Genomic DNA, 21,891 nt, shown 5'->3' with positions numbered 1-21,891 from the left:
GATATAATCGCTCACCTGCCCGGCGGTCACGAACAGGTTGAGAGGTCGGCCCTGGCTGTCGCAAATGGCATGCAACTTGGTGTTCACACCTCCCTTGGTTCGACCGATCAGGCGACCACGCCCCCCTTTTTCGCGGCCATGCTGATCGCTGTGCGGTGTGCCTTCAGATAGGTCGCATCGATCATTTCCGTCTTTTTCTCGCCGTGTTCGGCGGCCAGCCCGGCCATCATCCGCGCGAAGATACCTTTTTCGCTCCAACGCTGCCACCGGCTGTAGAGCGTTTTGTGCGGCCCGTAGGCGTCGGGGGCATCTCGCCAGCGCAACCCATTGCGATTGATGAAGATAATCCCGCTCAGCACCCGTTTGTCATCGGCCCGAGGCTTGCCATGCGGCTTCGGGAAAAAGGGGGTGAGCTTGGCCATCTGCTCGTCGGTCAGCCAGAAAAGATCGCTCATGTCACAACTCCATTTTCCGAGCCGTGAATCATGCAGTGCGGCGGAAATCAATGCATCCTGACCCTAAGGAGCATTGCTGTTTTTGGAGTGATTACGCGAGCCGCTTTCCGTTTTTGTCCATCACCATTTCGCCGTCCTCTTTAACAAGCGGACCTGGCGGCAGTTGATCCAGGAGATCTAGAACCGTTTCCGATGGGCGGCAAAGACGAACTCCATTTGGGCTGCAGACTAGGGGCCGGTTCACCAGGATCGGATGTTCAACCATGGCATCAAGCAGCGCATTTTCGTCCACGGTTGCATCGCAGACGCCGAGTTCTTCTGCTGGCGAGCGGTCTATGCGCAGCGCCTCCCGAGCGGTCAAGCCCGCGGCGGCGAAGAGGCCTATGAGTTGCGGACGTGTCCAACCAGTTTCGAGATAATCGACGGCAACTGGCTCCTCACCCGCAGCGCGGATAAACGCCAGAACATTTCGTGACGTGCCGCAATTGGGATTGTGGTAAATTACAATGGTCATGAACCTGCCCGCGGAAAGCGTGCCCGGGTCCGGTTTGCAAAGGCCACCAGCGTCAGCATGACCGGCACCTCGACAAGTACGCCCACGACTGTCGCCAGCGCCGCGCCGGAGTGAAGCCCAAAAAGGCTGATTGCCACAGCCACAGCCAATTCAAAGAAATTCGAGGTTCCGATCAGGGCGCAAGGGGCCGCAATCCTGTGCGGAACCCGCATGGCGTAAGCAGCAGCATAGGCGGCAAAGAAGATGGCATAGCTTTGGATTAGAATCGGAACTGCAATCATTGCGATCACCGCCGGACGGTCCAGGATCACCTGCCCCTGAAGCCCGAACAGAATGACAACAGTCGCAATCAGCCCGATGACCGAAAGGGGTTTGATCCGGGCAAGAAAACCCGTGATCCGCGCCTCGCTGCCCAAGCGAGAACGGGTCCAAAGGCCCGCCGCCAGGGGCAGCACCACGAACAGAACCGCAGACAGGACCAGCGTGCTCCAGGGCACTTCGATATCAGTGACACCCAGAAGGAAGGCAACGATCGGCGCAAAGGCAAACACCATGATCAGGTCGTTCACCGAAACCTGCAGCAGCGTGTAGTTTTCGTCCCCCTTGGTCAGCTGAGACCAGACAAAGACCATTGCGGTACAGGGGGCGGCACCCAAAAGGATCAGGCCCGCGATATACTGCTGCGCATCACCGGGCTGCACGAACGGGGCAAAGACCACCTCGAAGAACAAAACACCCAGCGCTGCCATGGAGAACGGCTTGATCAGCCAGTTCACCACCAGCGTAATGGCCAGGCCCTTGGGCTGGCGGGCCACGTCCTTGAGGCTGGAGGGATCCACCCCGATCATCATCGGATAGACCATGGCCCAGATCAGCACCGCCACCACCAGGTTGACGCTGGCAACCTCGGCCGCGGCGATGGTATCCACCACCGCGGGCGCCGCATTGCCAAGCGCAATACCCGCAGCCATGGCCAGGGCCACCCAAAGGCTGAGGTATTTCTCGAAGATGTTCATGACAGAGCCTCTTGTTCGGGGTTGGAAGACAGGCGCCCGGCAGCCAGCGCGCTGAGCGCCACCATCACCGCTGCGGTTCCCAGGCAGGCGGCCACCCCGCCCAATTGATAGGTGAGGCCGGACAGCACGGTGCCCAACAGGCGCCCGCCCGCATTCGCCATGTAGTAAAAGCCCACATCCATGGTGACCCGCTCATCCTTGGAGAACGCAAGGATCAGGTAGGAGTGCAGCGAGGAATTGACCGCGAACAGCCCGCCAAAGACCAAAAGCCCGACAACCAGCACCACCGTGAGCCAGGGCGCAGGCTGACCCGCGGCCAGAACGGCCACGGCCAGAACGGCGGGCAGGACGGCCAGCATTGCGGCCCATGTCCGGGCGGCCGCGATCAGGTCGCCCTCGCTGCGGGATGCGGCCTTCAGCAGGCGCGGAGCCGACGCTTGTATGGCGCCGTAGAAAATGATCCAGACCGCCATGAAGGTGCCGATCAGGAAGAATGCGGCGCGGTTGCCCGCTTCGCTGCCGTCGGAGAGAACGGCGTAGAAATAGACCGGAATGCCAACCACGAACCAGACGTCCCGGGCGCCGAACAGGAACACCCGCGCCGCCGACAGCCAGTTGATGTTGGCGGATTTCGAAAACACTTCGGAAAACTTCGCGCCCTTCCGTCCCCGCGGCAGGCCAGCAGGCATCGAGACCAGAACCGCAGCCAGGATCACCGCCAGCACCGCAGCCATGCCAAGGGTCGCCCAGGTAAATCCCGCCACTGCCAAAAGACCCGCACCCAGCAGAAAGCCGACCCCCTTGACCGCATTCTTGGACCCGGTCAGCACGGCTACCCAGCGGAACAGCCCGTCGCCCTCCTTGGGCGCCAGCAGCTTGACGGCGGATTTGGAGGCCATCTTGGCCAGATCCTTGGCCACGCCCGAGAGCCCCTGCACCGCCATGACAAATGCCACCGATGCGGCAATCTGCCAGTTCGGGTCCAGCTGCGCCAGTGCCACCAGCGCCGCCACTTGCAGGCCCAGCCCCGCGTAGAGCGTCGTTGTCAGCCCGAACCGGGCCGCGATCCAGCCGGCCGAGAGGTTGGTCGCCATGCCCGCAACCTCATACAGGACAAACAGATAGGCCAGCTGCACCGGGCTGAAACCCAGCGTGTGGAAATGCAGGAGCACCAGCATCCGCAGGGCGCCGTCGGCCAGCATAAAGGCCCAATACGACGCCGTGACCGCAGCATAGGCACGCAGCCCGCTCGGCGGGCCGCCTTCGGGTTTCGGGCCGGGAGATGTCACAGGCTTTCACCCACCATGCGGGCCACATCCACCAGCCGGTGCGCATAGCCCATCTCGTTGTCGTACCACGCGTAGACCTTCAACTGGGTGCCGTTCACAACCATGGTCGAGGGCGCATCCACAATCGCGGACCGCGTGTCGTTGGTGTAGTCCGCGGAGACCAGCGGCCGTTCCTCATAGCCGAGAATGCCTGCCAGCGGGCCATCCGCGGCGGTCTTGAACAGGGCGTTCACCTCTTCAGCGCTGGTTTCGCGCTTCAGTTCGAACACGCAGTCGGTGATCGAGGCGTTCAGCAGCGGCACCCGCACCGCATGGCCGTTCAGCTTGCCCTTCAGCTCCGGGTAGATCAGCGTGATCGCCGTGGCGCTGCCCGTGGTCGTGGGGATCAGCGAGTTCAGCGCCGACCGCGCCCGGCGCAGATCCTTGGCGGGCCGGTCGACGATGGTCTGGGTGTTGGTCACATCATGGATCGTGGTGATCGAGCCGTGCTTGATGCCGATTGCCTCGTGCAGGACCTTCACGACCGGCGCCAGGCAGTTGGTGGTGCAGCTGGCAGCAGTCACGATGCGGTGACGCCCAGGCTCGTAAGTGCCCTGGTTCACGCCATAGACGATGTTGGCTGCATCGCCGTCCTTGACGGGGGCGGAGACCACCACCTTTTTCACACCAGCATCGAAATAGGGCGCCAGCTTGGCTTCGGTTTTGAAAACACCAGTACAGTCAATCACCACATCCACGCCTTCCAGTGGCAGCTTCTCGATCCGGTTTTCGCAGTGAACCGGCAGGCGAATGCCGTCGATGGTGACACTGTTCTCATCAAAGGCAAAATCAGCTTGCCAGCGGCCGTGGACCGTGTCGAATTCCAGCAGATGCGCGTGCATCTCGGGCGAGCCCACCGCATCATTGATCCAGGCAATCTGCGCACCGCTCTCCAGCAGCGGTTTCAGGGCGAGCTTTCCCATCCGGCCAAGGCCGTTCAACGCGTATACAGTCATGGTCTTTCCTTTGTTTGCAGGGCGGCCTGGCCGCAGGGCCGGTCAATGGTTCAGAGCGATGTCGTCCACGGCTTTTTGCAGTGAAATACGGTCCAGCTCGGCGATCGGCAAAGCTGCAAATGCCAGGATCCGGTTCTTGAGTGTGCCATAGGCCTGCTGAAAGGCGAGGCTCTTCTCGGCATCGCTGCCTTCGGCCTTGACTGGGTCAGGCATGCCCCAATGGCCGGATATCGGCTGGCCTTCCCAAGCGGGGCATTCCTCGTTTGCGGCCTGATCGCAGACCGTGAAGACGAAATCGAACTCGGGCGCGGCACTGCCGATGAACTCGCTGACGTTCTTGGCGCGTAGGCTGTCCACATCATGCCCCTTCCCGCGCAGGACTTCGATGGCAAAGGGGTTGAGTTCGGAAGACGGCTTGGTGCCTGCAGAGTGCACATTGAACCGCTCGCCGCCAAAACTGCGCAGCAGCGTTTCGGCAAAAATCGAACGGGCAGAATTACCGGTGCAGATAAACAGCACGTTAAATCGCGGGTCTCTCATGGATGGGTCCTTTGGGTTCGGGCCAGGCTGGACAGGCAGGCACAGCTCCGGACGTCCCCGGCAGCAGTCAAGCAACAGCGCATCCAGTGTTTCCCGGATTCCGCCCATATCAGCCCGATAGTAAAGCCAGGTGCCTTCGCGGGTCTGCGACACCAACCCTGCCTGCATCAAAGCAGAAAGATATGACGATAATGTGCTGGATTTTACGTCCAGCGCCGAAGCGATTTCCCCAGCGGGCACATGGTCAGGATACCGGCGCATCAGCAGCCGGAACACCGAAAGGCGCTGGGGGTGCCCCAAGACAGCGAGGCGGAGGGGAATCTCTTTTTCCATGATTCCCGTTTTATCGAAATATAACATCCACGCAAGAGGAAATGTTCTTGTCGCAGTTCCTTGTTCTCTCTCTCTTCGACCTCGCCGAATTGCTGGTCGTGTCTTGGAAATGGTGGAAATTTGAATGTGGCGTAAACTCCGGGTGAACTGCCTCCCGCCCTACCGGCGGCTGCAACCGCCAAGGAGATCACACCATGAAGCAGAATATCGGCAGCGCGTCCCTTTCGCCACTGTCCGACGCCTCGGGATATGATTCGATCTGGGATTGCCATCGGGCTAATGTCCGCGCCGCCATCGAGGCGATGTTCGAAGAGGAACTGGCCGAATTCCCTGGCCGCCTTCGCTATGTCAGCGGTGAAGAGCGGGCCAAGGGGTACTGTTACGGTCAGCGAAATCGGCAGCTTTGCAGCGCCCTTTTTGAAGTTGACAGAGGCGCCCGGCGTCAAACAAACGTTGGCTCCCCTTAACACTGGTCACCGTTTAGCGGGGAGGCCACGATCCTGTTTGCTATGGCTCTCCAGCGGTTATTCGGAAGTCTGACGATCACGTCTGGAAGACTGCTGTGGGTAAAATGTGCTAAAGATTATCAACCGGATTGGAAATGAAGCTTACCTGTAAATAACACCTCCCCACCGGACCGCTAGCAATGGAAGCTTTTTTTATTGCTGAGGTGGCCTCCATACAATCTGCGCGCAGGAGGCTATTACATTGCCAATGCAATCTGCCGGGCGAGCTCTGCCAGGGCCTTGGCGAGTGCATCTGCGGTTGCGGATGGTCCGTGACCACTGACCGGTGTCCGGATGTCGAAGCGCTTCACAAATTCCCGTACTGTGCCCTCGGGCGAGGAAACCGCAAACTGGCCTGACAGTTCGAAAACTCCGTCAGCCCGCGCATAGGCCTGATCCACTTGCACATCCAGACGCGCGTCGGGGCCAGTGTTCAGCGGCCACGGTTCAATTGCGGCGGAGGCACCGGTTCGTTCATTCAGCCCGCGAGCCAGAGCGGTGGCCATGCCGCGGGCCGGGTCATCGGCCCATTGTGCGCCGCGAAGCGCGAACAGGGCGCCGCCGTCGCCTTCGGCGACGATATCAGACGCTGCGGCATAGGAGGGGAGAGAGATCAGCCGCACCTCGATCGTCCGGGAGCGCAGGTTGGCTACTTTTTCGCCAGGGGCAGCAGAGATCAGGTAACGGGCATCATTGGCCGGAGCGCAAGCTGCCAACACAATAAGGGGCAGCGTCAAAGACAGGGCTTTTATCATCTTACTTTCCAAACAAAAGGGAATTCGGGTGACGTTCAATCTTACGGGCAAGCTGGGAGACCGAGCGTGCGGCTGATTTGAACTCCCGCAGGGCATCCAGCGTTTCGGAGTTGAAGTTTGAGCGGGCGCCGTAGGCCGTGATCAAGGCCTCAGATTGTGCAACCAGCCTTTCCAGCCGGGCGGAGAGAGCCGGTAACCCTTCAGCTGCGGCCGCCACAGCGTCGGCAGCGCCGCGGGCAGAGGCCATTGTGGCATTGGCGTTGCTCAACAGCCCGCCACTGCGCAGCGCCGCCAGGGTGAGGCGTATTTCATCCAGCGCGCTGGTCAGGGCCGGGGGCAGCGCCCTGGCGCCCTCGGAATCGATCATGCTGTCGGCGCTTTTCAACAGCTGGCTGGCGGAGCGGACGAGCTCTTCGGCCTCCAGTGCATTGGCTTTGGCCGCCAGGGAGCGGAAGTCGCTGACCAGCGCGGGCAATTCGTCCGATGCCGCAGCGAGGCTGGAAGCAGCCCGGCCGCCCTGCTCCAGTGCTGTTGTCAGGTTGGCCACCGCTCTGCCTTGCTGCAACTCAGACAGAATTGCGCGAAGGTCAGCCACCGCTGCACGCAGCTCGCCGGGCAGCGCTTGGGTCTCCGGATCCGCGACCAGCGCCCGGGTTTCCTCCAGAAGCGCCACCGCCGCCAAAGGCGCTTGGCGGGTGCTGTCGGCAGAGGCCAGGGATTCGATGCTCGCCAGAGTAGCGATTGCCTGCGCCATCAGCTCTTCGACAGGCAGCTCGCTGATACGCTCCAATGCGCCTTCTGCGGTTGCAGTGAAATCGGGCAGATCTGAGGGCGCAGTAGGCAACTCGGGGTAAGGGTCTGCGTTGCGATTGAACAGTGCAGGCTCAGCCTTTTCCAAGGTGACCAGTTCGACAATCAGCTCAGAGCTGAACAGCCCGGCAGCAGCCAGCCGGGCCCGCAGCCCACCCGCTGCCGCCTGTTCCAGAAAGTCCAGAACCTCAGCCTCTCCCGCCCCGGGTGGTAGGCCCATCAGCGACGGTTCAAGCAGCAGCTTGGCAATCAGGCGAACCTCGGTCTCCTCACTGCCGCTCTGAATAGCGGCGTTCAGACTGCTGACTTCGCCGACCTTTACGCCGCCTAGCTTGACCGCGGCACCATTGGTCAGGCCCGCGACCGACTCGCCGAAGGCAACCGAAACGGCGACGCCGCCTGTCAGCGCGGGGGCAAAGGCGGTGCGGCGAGCCGCGGCTTCGTCAGGGTGAATGTCGAAAACAGCGCCGGCACTGACTGGACGGCCGCCATCGAACACGGTGTCGAACTCTATCCCGCCGGCCACCAGTGAGGCAATGCTGTCCACATCAAGCGACAGCCCGCTGGCGCCAATAGAAACTGAGAAGCCGGAAGTGTCCCAAAAACGCGTCGCGGAATTGATCCGCCGGTCATGCGGAGCCTCGATAAAGGCATCGACAACGATACTGTTGCCGCTGACCGTCAGGCGCGGGCGTTCCAGCTGGCCAACCTCAATACCGCGGAAAAGCACCGGTGCGCCTTCAGAGATCATCCGTCCGTCGTTGGTGCGCAATGTGATCCGCTGCCCGCCACGGCCTGGCTGCACAAGCGGCGGCCGATCAGCGCCTTCAAAGCTGATTTCGGGGATACCCCGATCCTGATCCCAGGCACCTTCGATGTAAACTCCGGACAATACGGTGCTGAGGCCTGAGATGCCCCGCGCGCTCACTTCCGGGCGCACCACCCAGAAGGCGGCATCCTTATCCAGGTAGGGAGCAATTTTCTTGTCGATGCGGGCCCATACGGCAACCTTGCTCAGGTCCTCGGCAAACCCCACGTCCTCGACCTGGCCGATCACAACGTCACGATAGCGCACTGTCGTTTCATTGGCGGCAATGCCGGAGGCGTTTTCAAAGGTGATGCTGATCAGCACGCCGCGACCGCTATAGGCCTTCCAGGCGACCCCGAGCGAAACAGCCAACGCCGCCAGCGGCACCAACCAGACCAAAGAAAGGTTTCGCCAAGGCGAGAGACGCTGCGCGGAGACGGTCATCGGGGCGGGTTCAGGCAGGCTCATTCATATTCTCGCTCTTCCGCTTGCCAGATCAGGCGCGGATCGAAACTTTGGGCTGCCAGCATGGTGAAGGCAACCGACAATGCAAAACTGACCGCTGCAATCCCCGGTGTGACGGCAGCGGCAAAATCCAGCTGAACCAGGGCGGTCAGAATGGCAACGACAAAGACGTCAATCATCGACCACCGGCCGATGAATTCGACCACCTCATACAGCACCTGCCGTCCGTGGCGGCCCAGCGCGCCCGGTTTGCGGACCGAAACCGCCAGATAGGCAATGGCCAGGAACTTGGCGGCCGGGATTACGATGCTGGCAAAGAACACGATGAAGGCAACAGCGTACGAGCCGTGGCCGAACAATTCGGCAATGCCGCCGATCAGCGTATTCTCGGAGGTGCGGCCGAAGGCGGTGGTGCGCAGCATCGGGTAGATGTTGGCGGGAACATAGGCGATTATGCCGGCGGCCAGCCAGGCCCAGACCCGCTGCAGGCTGTGCGGCCCCGGTTCAGACAGGCTGCCGCCGCAGCAGGAACAGGCGTTTGCACCGCGGGAATTGACCGTGCCGCAGGCGCGGCAGCCGGCCAGCCCTGCGTTTGTTGCGGTCAGGAACTGCGGCGCGTCTTCAGGGTTTTCCATACGGTCAGCCTGCAAATCGAACTGTCGGTCAGGATGGTCACCACCAGCAGCGCGGCAAAGGCCCAGAAGGCAGGCCCCAGTCCGACCTGTGCCAGGCCGGACACTTTGACCAGCGCCACCGCCACCCCGATGATAAAGATTTCGGCCATCGCCCAGGGTTTCAGCCGCTCCGCCCAGCGGTAGGCGGCCTCGGCGCCCGGTGCCGGATGCCAGCCTAGGGCCATCGGCGCCAGGGTATAGATCAGCGCGCCGTAGCGCGCGGCCGGCAGCAGCACGATCAGTAGGCCGGTCGCCAGCGACAGCGGCGCCATCGGCCCGCGCGAAAACGCCAGCACCGCATCCAGAACCGAGGCCCGGTGCGACAGGCCCTGGGCCTTGAGCTCCAGAAAGGGGAAACCTGCTGCGGCGGCCAGAAGGATCAGTGCAGTCAGCGACAGCATCGCGATCCGGGTCATGGCGCCGGATCTGGGGGCCGCCAGCACAGTGCCGCAGCGGGCGCATCTGGCCACCGTGTGCGCTGCGACGTTCTGATCGCGGTGCAGCACGTCGCAAACGGGGCAGGCAATGAGCTGTTCTGTATCCATGTCACCCCCATCCGGACAATCAGCGCAGCCCGCAGCGGGTCGGAAGTTACTCTGCCGCGGCCAGTGACAGCAGCACTTCCTTGCCGGCCCGCCTGTAGTTTGCGAAGGAATTGGCGCTCATAATCACGAGAAACTGACCATATCAATCAGGACTTAGCCCTTCTCTAGCAGCACACGCGGCAGCGTCGTGATGTCTTCCTCATAAAACCGACGCTTTCCGCAAAGTTCCTGGAGTAGTTTTTGCGGGATCTTGTAGCGGCCCGAGGCTTTGCCGCCGAAGCCGCGGACATAAAGCCTGGCGAGAGCTTCGGCCGCGTTGTCGAAGTCGGGCATCTCCAATTTTCCGCATGTTTTTTGGCTATAGGCAAAAGTATCACTTTCATAGTGGAGCGGCAACCGACTTGAATGGTGAGTTGGTGGACGGAGTACGGAGATGCCGCTGTAAAACGGTCCCTATCTACTGAACTGTGAACCGACATGCGAAATTGGGTCTGGCGCAGAATTGGCGCAGCGCTGACGTGCCTCAGGCTAAATTTCGATCAGCTCAGAAAGAGGTTGCCGATGGCGCCATACTTTTCACGGCGGGATTTTCTACCAGCGGGTCTCAAGGCCGAACAGGTCGAATTTGTTGGAAACACGATCCGGATCCACACCCATTCGATCAAAGTTGCAGCGGCGTGTATAGGCTGCACTCTGCTTTGCAGTATTCTTGCAGAAGGGCATGACATCTTGCCATTGAGATCAAGGGTGACGCCCCGACGCGATTATTGAGGGCGGACAGATTAGCTATATTCGGCACGGTGATGGAAGCTACCACATCGACCTCATACAGGCAGGCCTGACGATGAAGGAGCTGTTCGGTATGGCCTTGCGGCAGAGGACGGGCTTCGTTGAAAGCCTGCTGCACCTTGTCGTCCTCGACTGGTCGGTGCCCGACTTCAGCACGCTCTCTGGCCGACAGAAGCGCTCGCCGTCAACATCCCATTACGTGGCCCCAAGCGACGGGTCTGGCGCCAGATGCACCTCGGGATCGACGAAGAAACGCTGGAGGTCCGGGCGGTCGAGGTTACCGGGAGCGATCTCGGTGACGCGCCAGCGCTACCAGGTCCGCTCGGCCAGATCGCTATTGACGAGCAGGTCGCCAGCGTTACGGCGGACGGCGCCTAAGACACACGCAAATGCCACGATGCCATCGCGGACCGCGGGGCCCACGCCGTCATTCCACCGCGCAAGAACGCCAAGTCATGTAAGACCGTCACCGCCGGGGCGGCAGTCCGAGCTCAAACCACTAGGCCCTGGTTGCGCAGGCGGGCGATTTCGGTAGCGATCACGTCCGAGAACGCCTGTCCCACCGCGCTGAGGGGGCGGTCGCGGGGGGTGAACTGAGCGATGTCCCAACTGATGGACGGCAGGAGCGGCCGGTCCAGCACCCGGAGCGGGTCCAGCAGGCGGCAGGCCACCGGATCGACGATGGCCAGGCCCAGCCCCATTTCCACTAGTTTGACCACGCCGCGCAGATTGCGCATCTCAGCGGTGATGTTTCGCTGCACGTCGATGGTCTGCATAAGGTAATCGACCCGTGTGCGCAGCGGGCTGCCTGGGGCAAGATCGACAAAGCTCTCGCTGCGCAGGCGGGGCAGGGGGATTTCACCCGGCTGATTCAACGGGTGATCCACCGGCAGAATGCAGCGCGCTTCGCAGCGGGCCAGGGTGCGTGCAGTGGCGCCAAAGGACTCGGCTTCCAGGGTGATTCCCAGCGCCAGGTCGCAGCTGCGTTCGGCGATCATGCGCATCATTTCCTCCATGCCGACATCGACCAGGCGGATGCTGACGCCTGGGTGGCTACGGCGGAATACAGCGATGGCATCCAGAAGAAAGGTGTCGCAGAACACCGGCTGGGCGGCGATCACCAGATGGCCTAGCTGCTTATTGGCGATGGCGGCCGCTTCCTCTTCGATGTCGCGCATAGCGGCCAGGGCGCGCTGCACCGTCAAATGATATTGGAAGGCCTCGGGGGTTGGTGCTAAACGGTTGCGTTTTCTGAGGAAAAGAGCAAACCCAACGTGCTCTTCAAGGGCGCTAAGCAGGCGGCTGACGGCAGGCTGGCCAAGCCCCAAGACTTCACCGGCAGCCTGGACGCTGCCCAGGCGCATGAAGGCATCAAAGGCCTCGAGTTCCCGCAGCTTGATCATCTTGATGCTCCCTCAGTATTCATTTTTAGCATACTGCAGGCAATCCTTGTCAATATTGGAATACTGTGGAACAGGAACCTCATCGTGAATTCCGGTCGGGCTCCCGGCCGCATTGTGGGAGGATACCATGAAAAAACTTATCTCTGGCCTTGCTCTGGCCTTCTCGATGGCCGCTGGCGTTGCCATGGCCGCTGGCTATCCCGAAAAGGCCGTGACCTTGGTGGTACCCTATGGCCCCGGCGGTGCCTCAGATCTGGCCGGCCGCGCCCTCTCTGAAAGCGCGAAGCCCTATCTGGGCCAGCCGGTGACCGTGGTGAACAAGCCCGGCGCTGGCGGTATGAACGGCGCGCGCTTCGTTTCCGAAGCCGATGCGGACGGCTACACGATGCTTCTGGCCCGTGTTGGCATGGCGCTGACCCCGGCTGTGAACCCGCAGGCTTCGGTCGACTGGGATGCTTACACCTTTGTAGGAGGCCTGGAAGCCAGCCCGATGATCCTCGCGGTGAAGGGCGACGCCTCCTACACCAGCGTGGAAGAGCTGATCACCGCGGTGAAAGAGGCCAAGGGCCGCATGTCCTATGCCGCCTCGGGGGCGACCGCAATCGATGGTTTCACCGTTCAGTCGCTTTTGTCGGACGCCGGTCTGGACCCGCTGACCGCCGCAACCTTGGTGCCTTACAAGGGCGGTGGCGCTCTGGCGACCGCGCTGCTGGGCGGCCATGTGGACTTCCTGGCGATTTCAGCCGGCTCGCTGATGCCGCATATCGAAAGCGGCAGCATGAAGCCCTTGATGGTCTTCGCCCCCAAGCGCATGGACAAGCTGCCCGAGGTCCCGACGGCGGCCGAGCTGGGTTATGAGCAGGCCGGTCAGGTCACCGGTTGGAGCGCGCTTTATGCGCCCAAGGGCCTGCCGGAAGACGTGATCGCCAAATGGCAGGACGTGCTGGGCCAGGTGGCCACCGACGAGACCTGGCTGACCCTGGCCGAGCGCCGCGGTTCGATCTCGACCGTGGGCGCCGTGGACATGCCCGCCTATGCCAAGACGCAGTACGAGTTGTTCAACGGCCTGGCCAAGAAGTTCGGCTACCTGCCGGCTGAATAAGCCTGAACCGTCCTTCACTCATAAGATCGGAGCGGCCCCGCCCATAATCGGGTCGGCGGGGCTGCTCCTCCCTCAGCGAAAGATCGAGCGATGACCAAACCTCTCTTTCGCGGCCTTTTGATCGCAGCCTTTTTTGCCCTTGTGGCCGCCGTGCTGATCCCGGTCTATGTGCCGCGTCCCGCATTCATTCCCGGATTCGCCCCGCCGCCCGACATGTGGCCGCGCTTGGTGGCGCTTATCGGAACTGCCTTGGGCTTGCTGGCCATTATCCAGGCGTTTTTGGGACGCGGCGTGCCTGACGAGTCTCCGATCAAGACCGATGGCGCCGCTTTGGCCACCATGGTGCTACGGGCGCTGGGCGCCGCAGCTGCCTTTGCAGGTTTTGTCTTGGCGGTGCCGCTGGCGGGCTTTCCCATTGCGGCGATGGCCCTGACCGGCCTGTGCATCCTGTTGACCGGAGAACGCGGCCACGTCCTGTGGGCGCTAGCGATCTCCATCCTCGGGCCGCTGCTCCTTCTGGCCTTCTTTCAGCAGGCGCTGGGCACGCAATTTCCCAAGGGGCTGTTAACCACGGCGATCGGGATCTGAAGGGACTGACAAAATGATGAATGACATTCTGATCGCCCTGCAGGCGGTCGCCACTCTTGAAAACCTCCTGATCATGGTCGCCGGTATCTGGGGCGGCGTAATCATCGGCGCCATTCCGGGCATGACCGGAACCATGGCGGTTACGCTGGCGCTGCCGTTTACTTTTTACATGGCGCCGGTGCCCTCGATCCTGCTGCTGGTCGCGCTCTACAAGGGTTCGACCTACGGCGGCTCCGTCTCGGCCATCCTGATCAAGACACCGGGCACCGCCTCGGCCGCATGCACCGCACTTGATGGGTATCCGCTGGCGCAGCAGGGGAAGGCGGGCAAAGCGCTGAACATGGCGCTCTACTCTTCGGTCACCGGCGATTTCATCTCGAACCTGTCGCTGATCTTCCTCGCCGCGCCGCTGGCGATGCTGGCGCTGCACGTGGGGCCACCGGAATACTTCATGCTGATGCTCTTTGCCCTGACCACGGTTGCGGGAGTGTCCGGAAATTCGCTGCTGCTGGGGCTGGTATCAGCCGCCATGGGGCTGCTTCTGGCCACCGCCGGAGAGGACATGTACGGTTCCTTCCGCTTTGCCTTTACCGATGACATGCAGGCGGGACTGTCGGTGGCCCCGGTGCTGATCGGCCTGTTTGCGCTGCCGGAACTGATCAAGATGATCGTTATGAGGGCGGCGCCTGACAAAGAGACCGCCAAGCTGGGCGATCAGAAGGTCAGCCGCGCCGAATTCCTCAGCTCGCTGAAGTCGATCCTGCGCGGCAGTTCCATCGGCGTGATTATGGGCGCTATCCCGGGCATTGGTCCCTCGGCGGCGGCGTTTTTCTCCTACGGGGAGGCGCAGCGGAGCTCGAAGAACGGCAAGAACTTCGGGAAGGGAGAGCTGGAAGGCATCGCTGCCTCCGAAAGCGCCAACAACGGCGCCTGCGGGGCTACCATGATCCCGCTCCTGGCGCTGGGCGTGCCCGGTGACGTGATTACCGGCGTGATGCTGGGCGCCTTCATGATCCAGGGCCTGACCCCCGGTCCGCTGCTGTTTCAGACCAACATGCACGAGATTTACATGCTGTTCATCGGCATGCTGTTCTCTTCGGTACTGTTGTTCGGGGCTGGCAAGCTGACCATGCGGATGTTTTCTTATGTGGCGCATATTCCGCAGACCCTGCTGACGCCGACTGTGCTTCTCCTGTGCCTGTTCGGGATCTACTCGATCTCCTCCAGCATGTTCGACGTGACGGTGCTCTTGGTGATGGGTTGCGTAGGCTTTGCCATGTTCCTGCTGAACATCCCGGCCGCCCCTTTTCTCATCGCCTTCATTCTGGGTCCGATGATCGAAGAGAACCTGCGCCGGGCGATGGCGCTGTCGCGCGGAGAGCCGGGCATTCTCCTGTCCTCCCCGATCACCTGGGTGTTTGCCGCCCTGATTGCTTTTGTGGTGGCCCTGACCGTGCGACGCGAAATCCAGAAATCCAAAGACCGAAAGGCCCTGATCTCATGAGCCAGCCTGCACGAGCGATTACCCCCAGCCATCCGCAACTGGAACAGGCCAAAGAGCACCTGCGGGAGCTTATCGGATTTGACACCGTGTCGAAAAACTCGAACCGGGCCCTGATCGACTATATGGCGGCGTATCTGGGGCAACTGGGGGCAGAGATCACCCTGTTACCCGACGCAACCGGGCAGAAGGTGAACCTGGTGGCGCGGTTCGGTCCCGAAGAACAGCCGGGGATTGTGCTGTCGGGTCATACGGATGTGGTGCCCGCCGATGAGGACACCTGGGTCACGCCGCCCTTTGCCATGGATGAGCGCGACGGGCGCCTTTACGGGCGCGGCGCCTGCGACATGAAGGGGTTTGCCGCCTGTGTCATGGCCGCCGCACCGGCCATAGCCGACGCGGATCTGCAGAGGCCGCTCTATCTCTGCTTTTCCTATGACGAGGAAATCGGCTGCCTTGGGGCGCCGGATATCGCCCGCCACCTGGCGGCGCTGCCGGTGCCGCCAGAGTTCGCCATCATCGGTGAACCTTCGAACATGAAGCTGGTCACTGGCCAGAAGGGCAAGATCGCCATGCGTGCGGTTGTGACCGGCACCTCCGGGCATTCCTCCTTCTCGCCGAGCCATGTGAACGCGGTTGAATATGCCGGGCAGATACTCGGGCTGATCACCGAACGGGCGGCCCGGTATGAAAGTGAGGGGCCGTTTGACGCCGAATTCACCGTGCCCCATGCCACCCTGCTGGCGACGATGATCTCCGGCGGAGTTGCCACCAACGTAACGCCGGAACATTGCAGCTTTACTTTCGAGTTGCGCTCGATCGGCGAAAACGATCCCGAGGGCGAAATGGCGACCCTGATCGAAAGCACCGCCGAGATCAACGCCGAGATGCAGGCGCGGGCGCCCGGCTGCGGCATCGAGTTCCAGCGTATTTTTGCCTATCCTGCGATGAACGATGCCCGCAACAGCGCCGGGTTCCGGGCCTTGGCGGGTCTGATGCCCGCCTATGGCGGCAAGGTGTCCTATGGCTCCGAAGGCGGCGTCTTCGAACAGATCGGCGGCATTCCGTCAGTCATCGTTGGCCCCGGATCCATTGACCAGGCCCACAAGCCCAATGAATTCGTCGAGATCAGCCAGATCGAGAGCTGTCTGGAGTTCCTGGGCGGGCTCACCGCGCGCCTGAGTGCGGCTTGAATTTGGCTTGGACAGTCAGAGTGCAAGCGAACAGAAGGGCCGGGGCAAATGCTCCGCCCTTTGCCTTGGATCTTTGCTTTTGCGGGATGCTTGGCAAAGTTTGGGGCGCTACGCAGGAAGACTTTGCGGCCGGCAAAGCCTGTGATGAAGAGTGGCGACATTGCACCTTGGGCCAGTCAGCGCACCTGATCCGGATACGCGGCGGCAAAAGCAGGGTGCGCCGCGCAGGCTGCCTCTACAGCGCAGATCCGGGGCATATCCTTGAAATCCGCTTGCCAGCGGCGGGCATTGTAAAGCTGCGGCATAAGGCAGATATCGGCGAGGCCTGGTGTGTCGCCGATGCAAAAAGGGGCTTGATCAAAGTCGGTCAGCAGTGCCTCGAAGGCTTCCAGGCCCGGACGGATAAAATGCTGCATCCACGCCTTGGGCATGCCGGCCGCGCCGCCGCTGAGCTGGGTTGCATATTTGGCCACCTGCAGGTTGCAGACCGGATGCACGTCCACGGCCACCGAATGGGCTAGCGCCCGTGCCCTGGCACGCAGACCTGGGTCCTTGGGCAGCAAGCCGAGGTTCCGGGTATCGTCCAAATAGTCGAGAACTGCCAGGGACTGGGTCAGGCGCAGCCCGTCGATTTCCAGGACCGGAACAAAACCTTGCGGGTTGCGGGCCAGATGTTCGGGGCTTTTGTGTTCGCCCTTCACTAGATCGACCCGTTCAGTGGTGTATTCAATCCCTGCCAAGTTTAGCGCAATGCGCAGGCGGTAACTGGCTGATGACCGCCAGTAGTCGTAAAGAATCGCGTCGCCCAACGGCATTCTCCCCTATTAAAAAGCTTAGGCCTTGTTCAGTTTCTTAAAGTACAGCCAATCGGCATGTTTCGGGGCTTTATCGGTCTCTGACCATTCATTCAGCATTTCCCACTTCACCGAACCGGGCTTTTGCGGCAGCGCCTCTTCCTGCAGGCCGGGGCAGGCCAGTTCCATCCGGTGGCCATTCGGATCGAAGAAATAGATCGAATGGAAGTTAGAGTGATCAGTGACCCCCAGCACCTCGACGCCCTTGGCCTCAAGATGCCCTTTGAACTGGATCAGCGTGTCACGGTCCTTTACCTCAAAGGCGATGTTCTGGACCCAGACCGGCGTTTTGCGGGCATGGACCATTTCCAGCTTGGCCGCCGGCTCAAGGAAAAGCCAGCATGTTGCCATTCCCTGCGTTCATGAAGATAAGCATGCAAGGGGCCGGCTCGTGGGCGGATGGAAACTGGTCCTCGGCAATGCCCAGGACAAAGTCCTTTTTTCAGCATTTCGTTGAGGCATTCTACCGTCTGATTGGTGTCTTTGCTTCGGTAGGCAACGTGAGGGATCTGCTCTCTTTTCAAGCGGAATCCTCCCGGGGATTCCGCGCGGCAGCTGCCAGCGCCTGTTTCAGAACCGAGCGTTTGCCTATGTGGTTGGCCAGTATCAGCACCAGGCGTGCATTCAGTGCATCGCTTTCGATTTTGCTGAGACCCTCATGCGCCGCCAGGAGATCTGCATAGAAGTCGTCGGCGCGCTCGGTGTTGGCGGTCAGGATCAGCTGTTCGTCGGTCATATGGATCACTCCTTACCGATGGCCCGGCGGATCGCGTGCCGGAACTGGTTTTCGTCAAAGCCGGGACGGCGGGCGGCGACATGCTGATCCGGGCGGATCAGATAAACGCCGCTTTCATGCTTGCCCAAATACCGTTCCTTCAGCGCCAGCGACTTGTCGTCCTTGATGGAGAGCGCAAGACGGGGAACCCTGATGCCGGACTCCTCAATTGCATCCGGGGCGTCAGCATCGATAGTCAGCAGAACGAATTTGTCCCCCAGCCTGTCCAGCAGGAAACCGTCGCTCAGCGGTGCGTCCGGGCAAGGAGAGCCAGGCCGGGTCCGTTCAGGCCCGTCTAAGGCATCGGCTGAATTCAACGGCGACCCATCATAGGTGCAAGGTTCCGACAGACGGCCCGAATTCACCAGCGGCCGGGCGAATTCATACTGTTCTGACAGATCCAGCACAGCATCGCGCAGCACCCGGCTCATCTCCGACTTGGGGGTGATAAAATCGGTGGAGCGCGAGGAGTTCAAAATGTTTTCGTCCGCGCCGTGGACCCGCTCAGCGTCATAGCTGTCCAGAAGGCTTTCCGGGGCGGTGCCGTCCATCACCAGTTGCAGCTTCCAACACAGGTTGTCGGTGTCCTGAACGCCGGAGTTGGCGCCGCGTGCACCAAAGGGCGAAACCTGATGCGCAGCATCGCCGGCAAACAGCACCCTCCCGTGGCGGAACTTTTCCATCCGGCGGCATTGGAAAGTGTAGATCGAGACCCATTCCAGCTCGAACTTCACATCCTCTCCCAGCATCGCTTTTAGACGCGGGATCACGTTTTCCGGGCGCTTCTCCCGCTCTTTGTCGATATCCCAGCCCAGCTGCAGGTCAATGCGCCAGACCCCATCCGGCTGCTTGTGCAGAAGTGCCGACTGCCCCTTGTTGAAGGGCGGGTCGAACCAGAACCAGCGTTCGGTCGGGAAATCCGCGTCCATGATGACATCGGCAATCAGGAAGTTGTCTTCAAACACCCGGCCGACAAAATCCAGTCCCAGCATCCGGCGGGTAGGGGAACCTGCGCCATCACAGGCGATCAGCCACTCAGCTTCCAGATTATAAGAGCCTTCGGGCGTGTCGATTTCCAATGTCACATGGTCGGGATGCGTGCCGATGGCCGAAACTTTGTTGCGGCCGCGGATTTCAATCTTGGCGCCCTGCTCCTGCAGCTCCCGGACCCGGTTAACAAGGTGTTCTTCAAAGTAATATTGCTGCAGATTGATAAAGGCGGGGCGCTTGTGGCCTTCTTCCGGCAGCAGGTTGAAGTCATAGACCTGACGGTCGTCAAAGAATACTTTTCCGACGTTCCACTGCACGCCTTTGTCCACCATCGGCTGGCCGCATCCCAGCCGGTCGAGGATTTCCAGGGGCCGCTTGGCAAAGCAGATCGCGCGGGATCCAAAGCTCACCTTGTCGTTGTCATCAAGCACCACCACTTCGGTGCCCTGCTGCGCCAAGTCGATGGCGGCAGCCAGCCCGATGGGGCCAGCGCCGATCACCACTACCTTGCGGCGTACTGGTGTTGCGGCGTCCTCATCTGGATGACGCTCGTAGGGGTACAAAGGGACTTCAAAGATCTTGTTCATCTGGTCTCCTCCCAAATTCCAGGTGCCGTCCGGCACAGCTCAACCGTCTCCCGGCATGGGGCCGCCGGGAGGATGGTCTAGCGTCTCACAGGTTCCGCCGGGGCGATACGATCTGGATCAAACCGCCCCGGTTGCAATGCCGGCCGAACGTTAGCCTTGAAGGGCCTCCCACATTTCCAGATCACGCTGAGCGGTCCAGATCCGCGGGGTTTCGATGCCGCGGGCCTCGTCATAAGCGCGGGCGACGTTGAAGGGCAGGCAATGCTCGTAGATCGCGTAGTCGGCGAACTTCGGATCGCACTCGGCGCGCACTGCATCCCATGCCTCTTTCAATGTGCCGTTGCGGGCGGCAACCTTGGCGGCGGGACGGTAGGTGCTGTCAACGAAGTCGCGGGTGCTCTCGATGGCGGCGTTGACCATCTCCTTGCCCACTAGTGCATCACCGCGGCCCGGTGCGATGGCGTCCACGTCGAACGCCTTGATGTTGTCGAGCGTATTGCCCCAGTCGCCGAAATGGCCGTCGCCGCAGTAGCAGGCAGAGTGGTATTCGACAATGTCGCCGGTGAACATCACGTTCTGGTCCGGCACATGGATCACGATGTCTCCGGCGGTATGGGCACGGCCCAGATGCATCAGATCGACCCGGCGGTTGCCGAGATAGACCGTCATATCTTCTGAAAAAGTCGTGGTAGGCCAGGTCAGGCCCGGAATGCTTTCGTGGCCTTCAAACAGACGCGGGAAACGCTGAAACTCGCTGTCCCAGTCCTCTTGGCCGCGCTCCACAACCATCGCGCGGGCTGCATCGCCCATGATAACCTGCTGCGCGCCAAAGGCGGAGGCACCCAGCACCCGTACGGCGTGATAATGGGTCAGCACAACATGAGTGATCGGCTTGTCAGTCACTGAGCGCACGCATTCAATCACCTTGTTGGCCAGCCGTGGCGTGGCCTGTGCTTCGATGATCATCACGCTGTCATCGCCAATGATCACGCCAGAGTTCGGGTCACCCTCTGCAGTGAAGGCATAAAGCCCTTCCCCGATCTCATCAAAGGTGATCTTCTTTTCAGTCATGTCCCCTTGGGACGCAAAAGCCTTAGCCATGATGGTATTCCTTATCGTGCGTAGGGATCTTCAAGCGCAGGCAGAACAGTGCCTTTGCAGTCGCCAAATCCGATGGTGTATCCGTCGCCCTTTGCAACGCCCTTCAGCGTCAGCGTGTCGCCATCAGCGATGAAGGAACGCTCTTCACCCGTCTCCAGCGTAATAGGCTCCTTGCCGCCCCAGCTGAGTTCCAGCAACGAACCGCGGCTTTCCTTCGTCGCACCGGAAATGGTGCCGGAGCCCAAAAGGTCGCCAGCATTCATCGGGCAGCCCGAGGTCGAGTGATGCGCCAGCTGCTGCGCGGCTGAGTAATACATTTCCTTGTAATTGGTCCGCGCGATAGTGGTCGCGCTCTTGCCCTCCGGCGCCATGGTGACTTCCAGATCAATGTCATAGAGCATGGGCCCGCAGTCCTTCAGATGGTCCAGTAGTTCCACCTCGCGTTCCGGCGTGTCGCAGCGGAAGGGTTCCAGCGCCGGTTTGGTCACAATCCAGGGGCTGATCGAGTTGGCAGTGGCCTTGGCCTGGAACGGCCCTAGCGGCTGGTATTCCCAGGCCTGGATGTCGCGCGCCGACCAGTCATTCAGCAGCACATAGCCAAAGATATGGTCGTCTGCCTCCTGCACGGAGATCGGGCCTTCCGACGGCGTGCCGACAATTGCGCCCATCTCCAGTTCGATGTCAAAACGCGCGCAGGGCGCCCATCGCGGCTTGTCATCGTTCGGGCCTTTCAGCTGCCCCCAGGGGCGGCGCACATCGGTGCCCGACACCACCACGGAAGACGCCCGCCCGTTATAGCCGATCGGGATATGCAGCCAGTTCGGCGGCAGCGCGTTTTCCGGCCCGCGGAACATGGTGCCGACGTTGAAGGCGTGGTTCTTGCCGGCATAGAAGTCGGTGTATTCGCTGACCGCAAAGGGCATGTGCAATTCCGCATCCACGGCGGGAACCAGCAGCGGTTCCACCATGTCCTGCCCGGCAGCACCTTCGGACAGCAGCGCAGTCAGACGGGCGCGCAGAGCGGCCCAGACAGCCGGGCCTTCCTCCATCAGGTCATTCCAATAGGGCACATCGAACAGCGGCGCATCGCTCAGCTGGACCAGGCCGGCTTCTTCGGCGGCCTGCATGTCCAGGATCATATCGCCGATGGCCACGCCGCAGCGCGGATCATCGCCATCAACGGAAAACACGCCATAAGGCAGGTTGTTCAGCGGGAACGGGTGGTTCGCATCATTGGCCGAGGCCACCCAGGATTTCAGCAGAGGCATCGTGTCTCCAGTTTCCGGATCCGAGGGATCCTTTT

General features: G+C 61.3%; 20 protein-coding genes and 4 pseudogenes. 6 read left to right on the top strand and 18 right to left on the bottom strand.

The features are described 5' to 3' along the window. The 6 genes and pseudogenes from AC0KW6_RS16895 to AC0KW6_RS16870 all read right to left on the bottom strand — a co-directional run. Positions 1–455 (bottom strand): annotated as a pseudogene (locus AC0KW6_RS16895) (IS5 family transposase); the annotation flags it as partial. Between the two features lie 91 nt (positions 456–546). Next, on the bottom strand, positions 547–969 hold the full coding sequence (gene arsC / locus AC0KW6_RS16890; RefSeq protein ID WP_323784430.1) for an arsenate reductase (glutaredoxin): 423 nt from the start codon (positions 967–969) through the stop codon (positions 547–549). Then, on the bottom strand, positions 966–1,985 hold the full coding sequence (gene arsB, locus AC0KW6_RS16885; protein ID WP_323784432.1) for an ACR3 family arsenite efflux transporter: 1,020 nt from the start codon (positions 1,983–1,985) through the stop codon (positions 966–968). The genes arsC and arsB overlap by 4 nt, the downstream gene beginning before the upstream one ends. After that, a complete protein-coding gene (gene arsJ / locus AC0KW6_RS16880) occupies positions 1,982–3,274 on the bottom strand; it encodes an organoarsenical effux MFS transporter ArsJ (protein WP_474035450.1) in 1,293 nt (430 codons plus the stop codon). Before arsJ ends, arsB begins: the two co-directional genes overlap by 4 nt. Further along, positions 3,271–4,269, bottom strand: coding sequence for an ArsJ-associated glyceraldehyde-3-phosphate dehydrogenase (locus AC0KW6_RS16875; RefSeq protein ID WP_323779034.1), 999 nt, complete (start codon positions 4,267–4,269; stop codon positions 3,271–3,273). The genes arsJ and AC0KW6_RS16875 overlap by 4 nt, the downstream gene beginning before the upstream one ends. 42 nt (positions 4,270–4,311) lie before the next feature. Further along, entirely contained in the window at positions 4,312–5,142 is an 831-nt protein-coding gene (locus AC0KW6_RS16870; protein WP_323779036.1) for a metalloregulator ArsR/SmtB family transcription factor, read from the bottom strand. A gap of 194 nt (positions 5,143–5,336) precedes the next feature. Between AC0KW6_RS16870 and AC0KW6_RS16865 the strand changes: the two are divergent. After that, a pseudogene (locus tag AC0KW6_RS16865) lies at positions 5,337–5,546 on the top strand (IS256 family transposase); the annotation flags it as partial. A 299-nt stretch (positions 5,547–5,845) separates the two neighbouring features. Here the strand turns inward: AC0KW6_RS16865 and AC0KW6_RS16860 are convergent. From AC0KW6_RS16860 to AC0KW6_RS16840, 5 genes are all read right to left on the bottom strand, one after another. Then, positions 5,846–6,403: a PqiC family protein gene (locus tag AC0KW6_RS16860; protein WP_323779038.1), complete on the bottom strand. Its 558-nt coding sequence runs from the start codon at positions 6,401–6,403 to the stop codon at positions 5,846–5,848. Position 6,404: 1 nt separating this feature from the next. Continuing rightward, a complete protein-coding gene (locus AC0KW6_RS16855; protein WP_323779039.1) occupies positions 6,405–8,489 on the bottom strand; it encodes an MlaD family protein in 2,085 nt (694 codons plus the stop codon). Continuing rightward, positions 8,486–9,121 carry a paraquat-inducible protein A gene (locus AC0KW6_RS16850; RefSeq protein WP_323779041.1) on the bottom strand — a complete coding sequence of 212 codons (636 nt, stop codon included), beginning with the start codon at positions 9,119–9,121 and terminating at the stop codon, positions 8,486–8,488. Before AC0KW6_RS16850 ends, AC0KW6_RS16855 begins: the two co-directional genes overlap by 4 nt. Next, on the bottom strand, positions 9,088–9,705 hold the full coding sequence (locus tag AC0KW6_RS16845; protein WP_323779042.1) for a paraquat-inducible protein A: 618 nt from the start codon (positions 9,703–9,705) through the stop codon (positions 9,088–9,090). The genes AC0KW6_RS16850 and AC0KW6_RS16845 overlap by 34 nt, the downstream gene beginning before the upstream one ends. A gap of 153 nt (positions 9,706–9,858) precedes the next feature. Next, positions 9,859–10,038: a hypothetical protein gene (locus AC0KW6_RS16840; protein WP_474035449.1), complete on the bottom strand. Its 180-nt coding sequence runs from the start codon at positions 10,036–10,038 to the stop codon at positions 9,859–9,861. Between the two features lie 493 nt (positions 10,039–10,531). Here AC0KW6_RS16840 and AC0KW6_RS16835 point away from each other — a divergent pair. Further along, a pseudogene (locus tag AC0KW6_RS16835) lies at positions 10,532–10,998 on the top strand (transposase); the annotation flags it as partial. Here AC0KW6_RS16835 and AC0KW6_RS16830 read toward each other — a convergent pair. Further along, on the bottom strand, positions 10,986–11,897 hold the full coding sequence (locus tag AC0KW6_RS16830) for a LysR family transcriptional regulator (protein WP_323779046.1): 912 nt from the start codon (positions 11,895–11,897) through the stop codon (positions 10,986–10,988). The pseudogene AC0KW6_RS16835 and the gene AC0KW6_RS16830 overlap by 13 nt on opposite strands. A 127-nt stretch (positions 11,898–12,024) precedes the next feature. Between AC0KW6_RS16830 and AC0KW6_RS16825 the strand changes: the two genes are divergently transcribed. From AC0KW6_RS16825 to argE, 4 genes are all read left to right on the top strand, one after another. Next, on the top strand, positions 12,025–12,999 hold the full coding sequence (locus tag AC0KW6_RS16825) for a Bug family tripartite tricarboxylate transporter substrate binding protein (RefSeq protein ID WP_474035448.1): 975 nt from the start codon (positions 12,025–12,027) through the stop codon (positions 12,997–12,999). Between the two features lie 90 nt (positions 13,000–13,089). Continuing rightward, on the top strand, positions 13,090–13,587 hold the full coding sequence (locus tag AC0KW6_RS16820) for a tripartite tricarboxylate transporter TctB family protein (protein WP_323779049.1): 498 nt from the start codon (positions 13,090–13,092) through the stop codon (positions 13,585–13,587). 13 nt (positions 13,588–13,600) lie between these two features. Then, on the top strand, positions 13,601–15,091 hold the full coding sequence (locus AC0KW6_RS16815; RefSeq protein ID WP_474035447.1) for a tripartite tricarboxylate transporter permease: 1,491 nt from the start codon (positions 13,601–13,603) through the stop codon (positions 15,089–15,091). Beyond that, positions 15,088–16,281 (top strand): acetylornithine deacetylase, encoded by a 1,194-nt coding sequence (gene argE, locus AC0KW6_RS16810; protein WP_474035446.1) that lies wholly within the window; start codon positions 15,088–15,090, stop codon positions 16,279–16,281. The genes AC0KW6_RS16815 and argE overlap by 4 nt, the downstream gene beginning before the upstream one ends. Before the next feature lie 176 nt (positions 16,282–16,457). On the opposite strand, the gene maiA is transcribed toward argE, so the two are convergent. The 6 genes and pseudogenes from maiA to fahA all read right to left on the bottom strand — a co-directional run bounded on the left by maiA (position 16,458) and on the right by fahA (position 21,856). Next, entirely contained in the window at positions 16,458–17,090 is a 633-nt protein-coding gene (maiA, locus tag AC0KW6_RS16805) for a maleylacetoacetate isomerase (RefSeq protein WP_474035452.1), read from the bottom strand. Between the two features lie 24 nt (positions 17,091–17,114). Further along, positions 17,115–17,659 (bottom strand): annotated as a pseudogene (locus AC0KW6_RS16800) (VOC family protein). Further along, complete coding sequence (locus AC0KW6_RS16795; protein ID WP_323779054.1) at positions 17,656–17,871, bottom strand: DUF2783 domain-containing protein; 216 nt, start codon at positions 17,869–17,871, stop codon at positions 17,656–17,658. The pseudogene AC0KW6_RS16800 and the gene AC0KW6_RS16795 overlap by 4 nt, the downstream one beginning before the upstream one ends. A gap of 5 nt (positions 17,872–17,876) precedes the next feature. After that, entirely contained in the window at positions 17,877–19,487 is a 1,611-nt protein-coding gene (locus AC0KW6_RS16790) for an FAD-dependent oxidoreductase (RefSeq protein WP_474035445.1), read from the bottom strand. 150 nt (positions 19,488–19,637) lie between these two features. Further along, a complete protein-coding gene (locus AC0KW6_RS16785) occupies positions 19,638–20,588 on the bottom strand; it encodes an MBL fold metallo-hydrolase (protein WP_323783524.1) in 951 nt (316 codons plus the stop codon). Positions 20,589–20,599: 11 nt separating this feature from the next. Next, complete coding sequence (gene fahA, locus AC0KW6_RS16780; RefSeq protein WP_474035444.1) at positions 20,600–21,856, bottom strand: fumarylacetoacetase; 1,257 nt, start codon at positions 21,854–21,856, stop codon at positions 20,600–20,602. Positions 21,857–21,891 lie beyond the last annotated feature (35 nt).

This window comes from Leisingera sp. SA215 (assembly GCF_055902035.1).
This window is presented reverse-complemented; position numbering and strand designations above follow the sequence as displayed.

Bases quoted from the DNA above. Each gene is read 5' to 3' on its own strand.
- AC0KW6_RS16820 (WP_323779049.1), top strand. From the start codon at position 13,090: ATGACCAAACCTCTCTTTCGCGGCCTTTTGATCGCAGCCTTTTTTGCC.
- argE (WP_474035446.1), top strand. From the start codon at position 15,088: ATGAGCCAGCCTGCACGAGCGATTACCCCCAGCCATCCGCAACTGGAA.
- AC0KW6_RS16825 (WP_474035448.1), top strand. From the start codon at position 12,025: ATGAAAAAACTTATCTCTGGCCTTGCTCTGGCCTTCTCGATGGCCGCT.
- AC0KW6_RS16870 (WP_323779036.1), bottom strand. From the start codon at position 5,142: ATGGAAAAAGAGATTCCCCTCCGCCTCGCTGTCTTGGGGCACCCCCAG.
- AC0KW6_RS16860 (WP_323779038.1), bottom strand. From the start codon at position 6,403: ATGATAAAAGCCCTGTCTTTGACGCTGCCCCTTATTGTGTTGGCAGCT.
- AC0KW6_RS16830 (WP_323779046.1), bottom strand. From the start codon at position 11,897: ATGATCAAGCTGCGGGAACTCGAGGCCTTTGATGCCTTCATGCGCCTG.
- AC0KW6_RS16815 (WP_474035447.1), top strand. From the start codon at position 13,601: ATGATGAATGACATTCTGATCGCCCTGCAGGCGGTCGCCACTCTTGAA.
- AC0KW6_RS16795 (WP_323779054.1), bottom strand. From the start codon at position 17,871: ATGACCGACGAACAGCTGATCCTGACCGCCAACACCGAGCGCGCCGAC.
- arsB (WP_323784432.1), bottom strand. From the start codon at position 1,985: ATGAACATCTTCGAGAAATACCTCAGCCTTTGGGTGGCCCTGGCCATG.
- AC0KW6_RS16840 (WP_474035449.1), bottom strand. From the start codon at position 10,038: ATGCCCGACTTCGACAACGCGGCCGAAGCTCTCGCCAGGCTTTATGTC.
- fahA (WP_474035444.1), bottom strand. From the start codon at position 21,856: ATGCCTCTGCTGAAATCCTGGGTGGCCTCGGCCAATGATGCGAACCAC.
- AC0KW6_RS16850 (WP_323779041.1), bottom strand. From the start codon at position 9,121: ATGGAAAACCCTGAAGACGCGCCGCAGTTCCTGACCGCAACAAACGCA.
- arsC (WP_323784430.1), bottom strand. From the start codon at position 969: ATGACCATTGTAATTTACCACAATCCCAATTGCGGCACGTCACGAAAT.
- AC0KW6_RS16785 (WP_323783524.1), bottom strand. From the start codon at position 20,588: ATGGCTAAGGCTTTTGCGTCCCAAGGGGACATGACTGAAAAGAAGATC.
- AC0KW6_RS16790 (WP_474035445.1), bottom strand. From the start codon at position 19,487: ATGAACAAGATCTTTGAAGTCCCTTTGTACCCCTACGAGCGTCATCCA.
- AC0KW6_RS16855 (WP_323779039.1), bottom strand. From the start codon at position 8,489: ATGAGCCTGCCTGAACCCGCCCCGATGACCGTCTCCGCGCAGCGTCTC.
- AC0KW6_RS16845 (WP_323779042.1), bottom strand. From the start codon at position 9,705: ATGGATACAGAACAGCTCATTGCCTGCCCCGTTTGCGACGTGCTGCAC.
- AC0KW6_RS16875 (WP_323779034.1), bottom strand. From the start codon at position 4,269: ATGACTGTATACGCGTTGAACGGCCTTGGCCGGATGGGAAAGCTCGCC.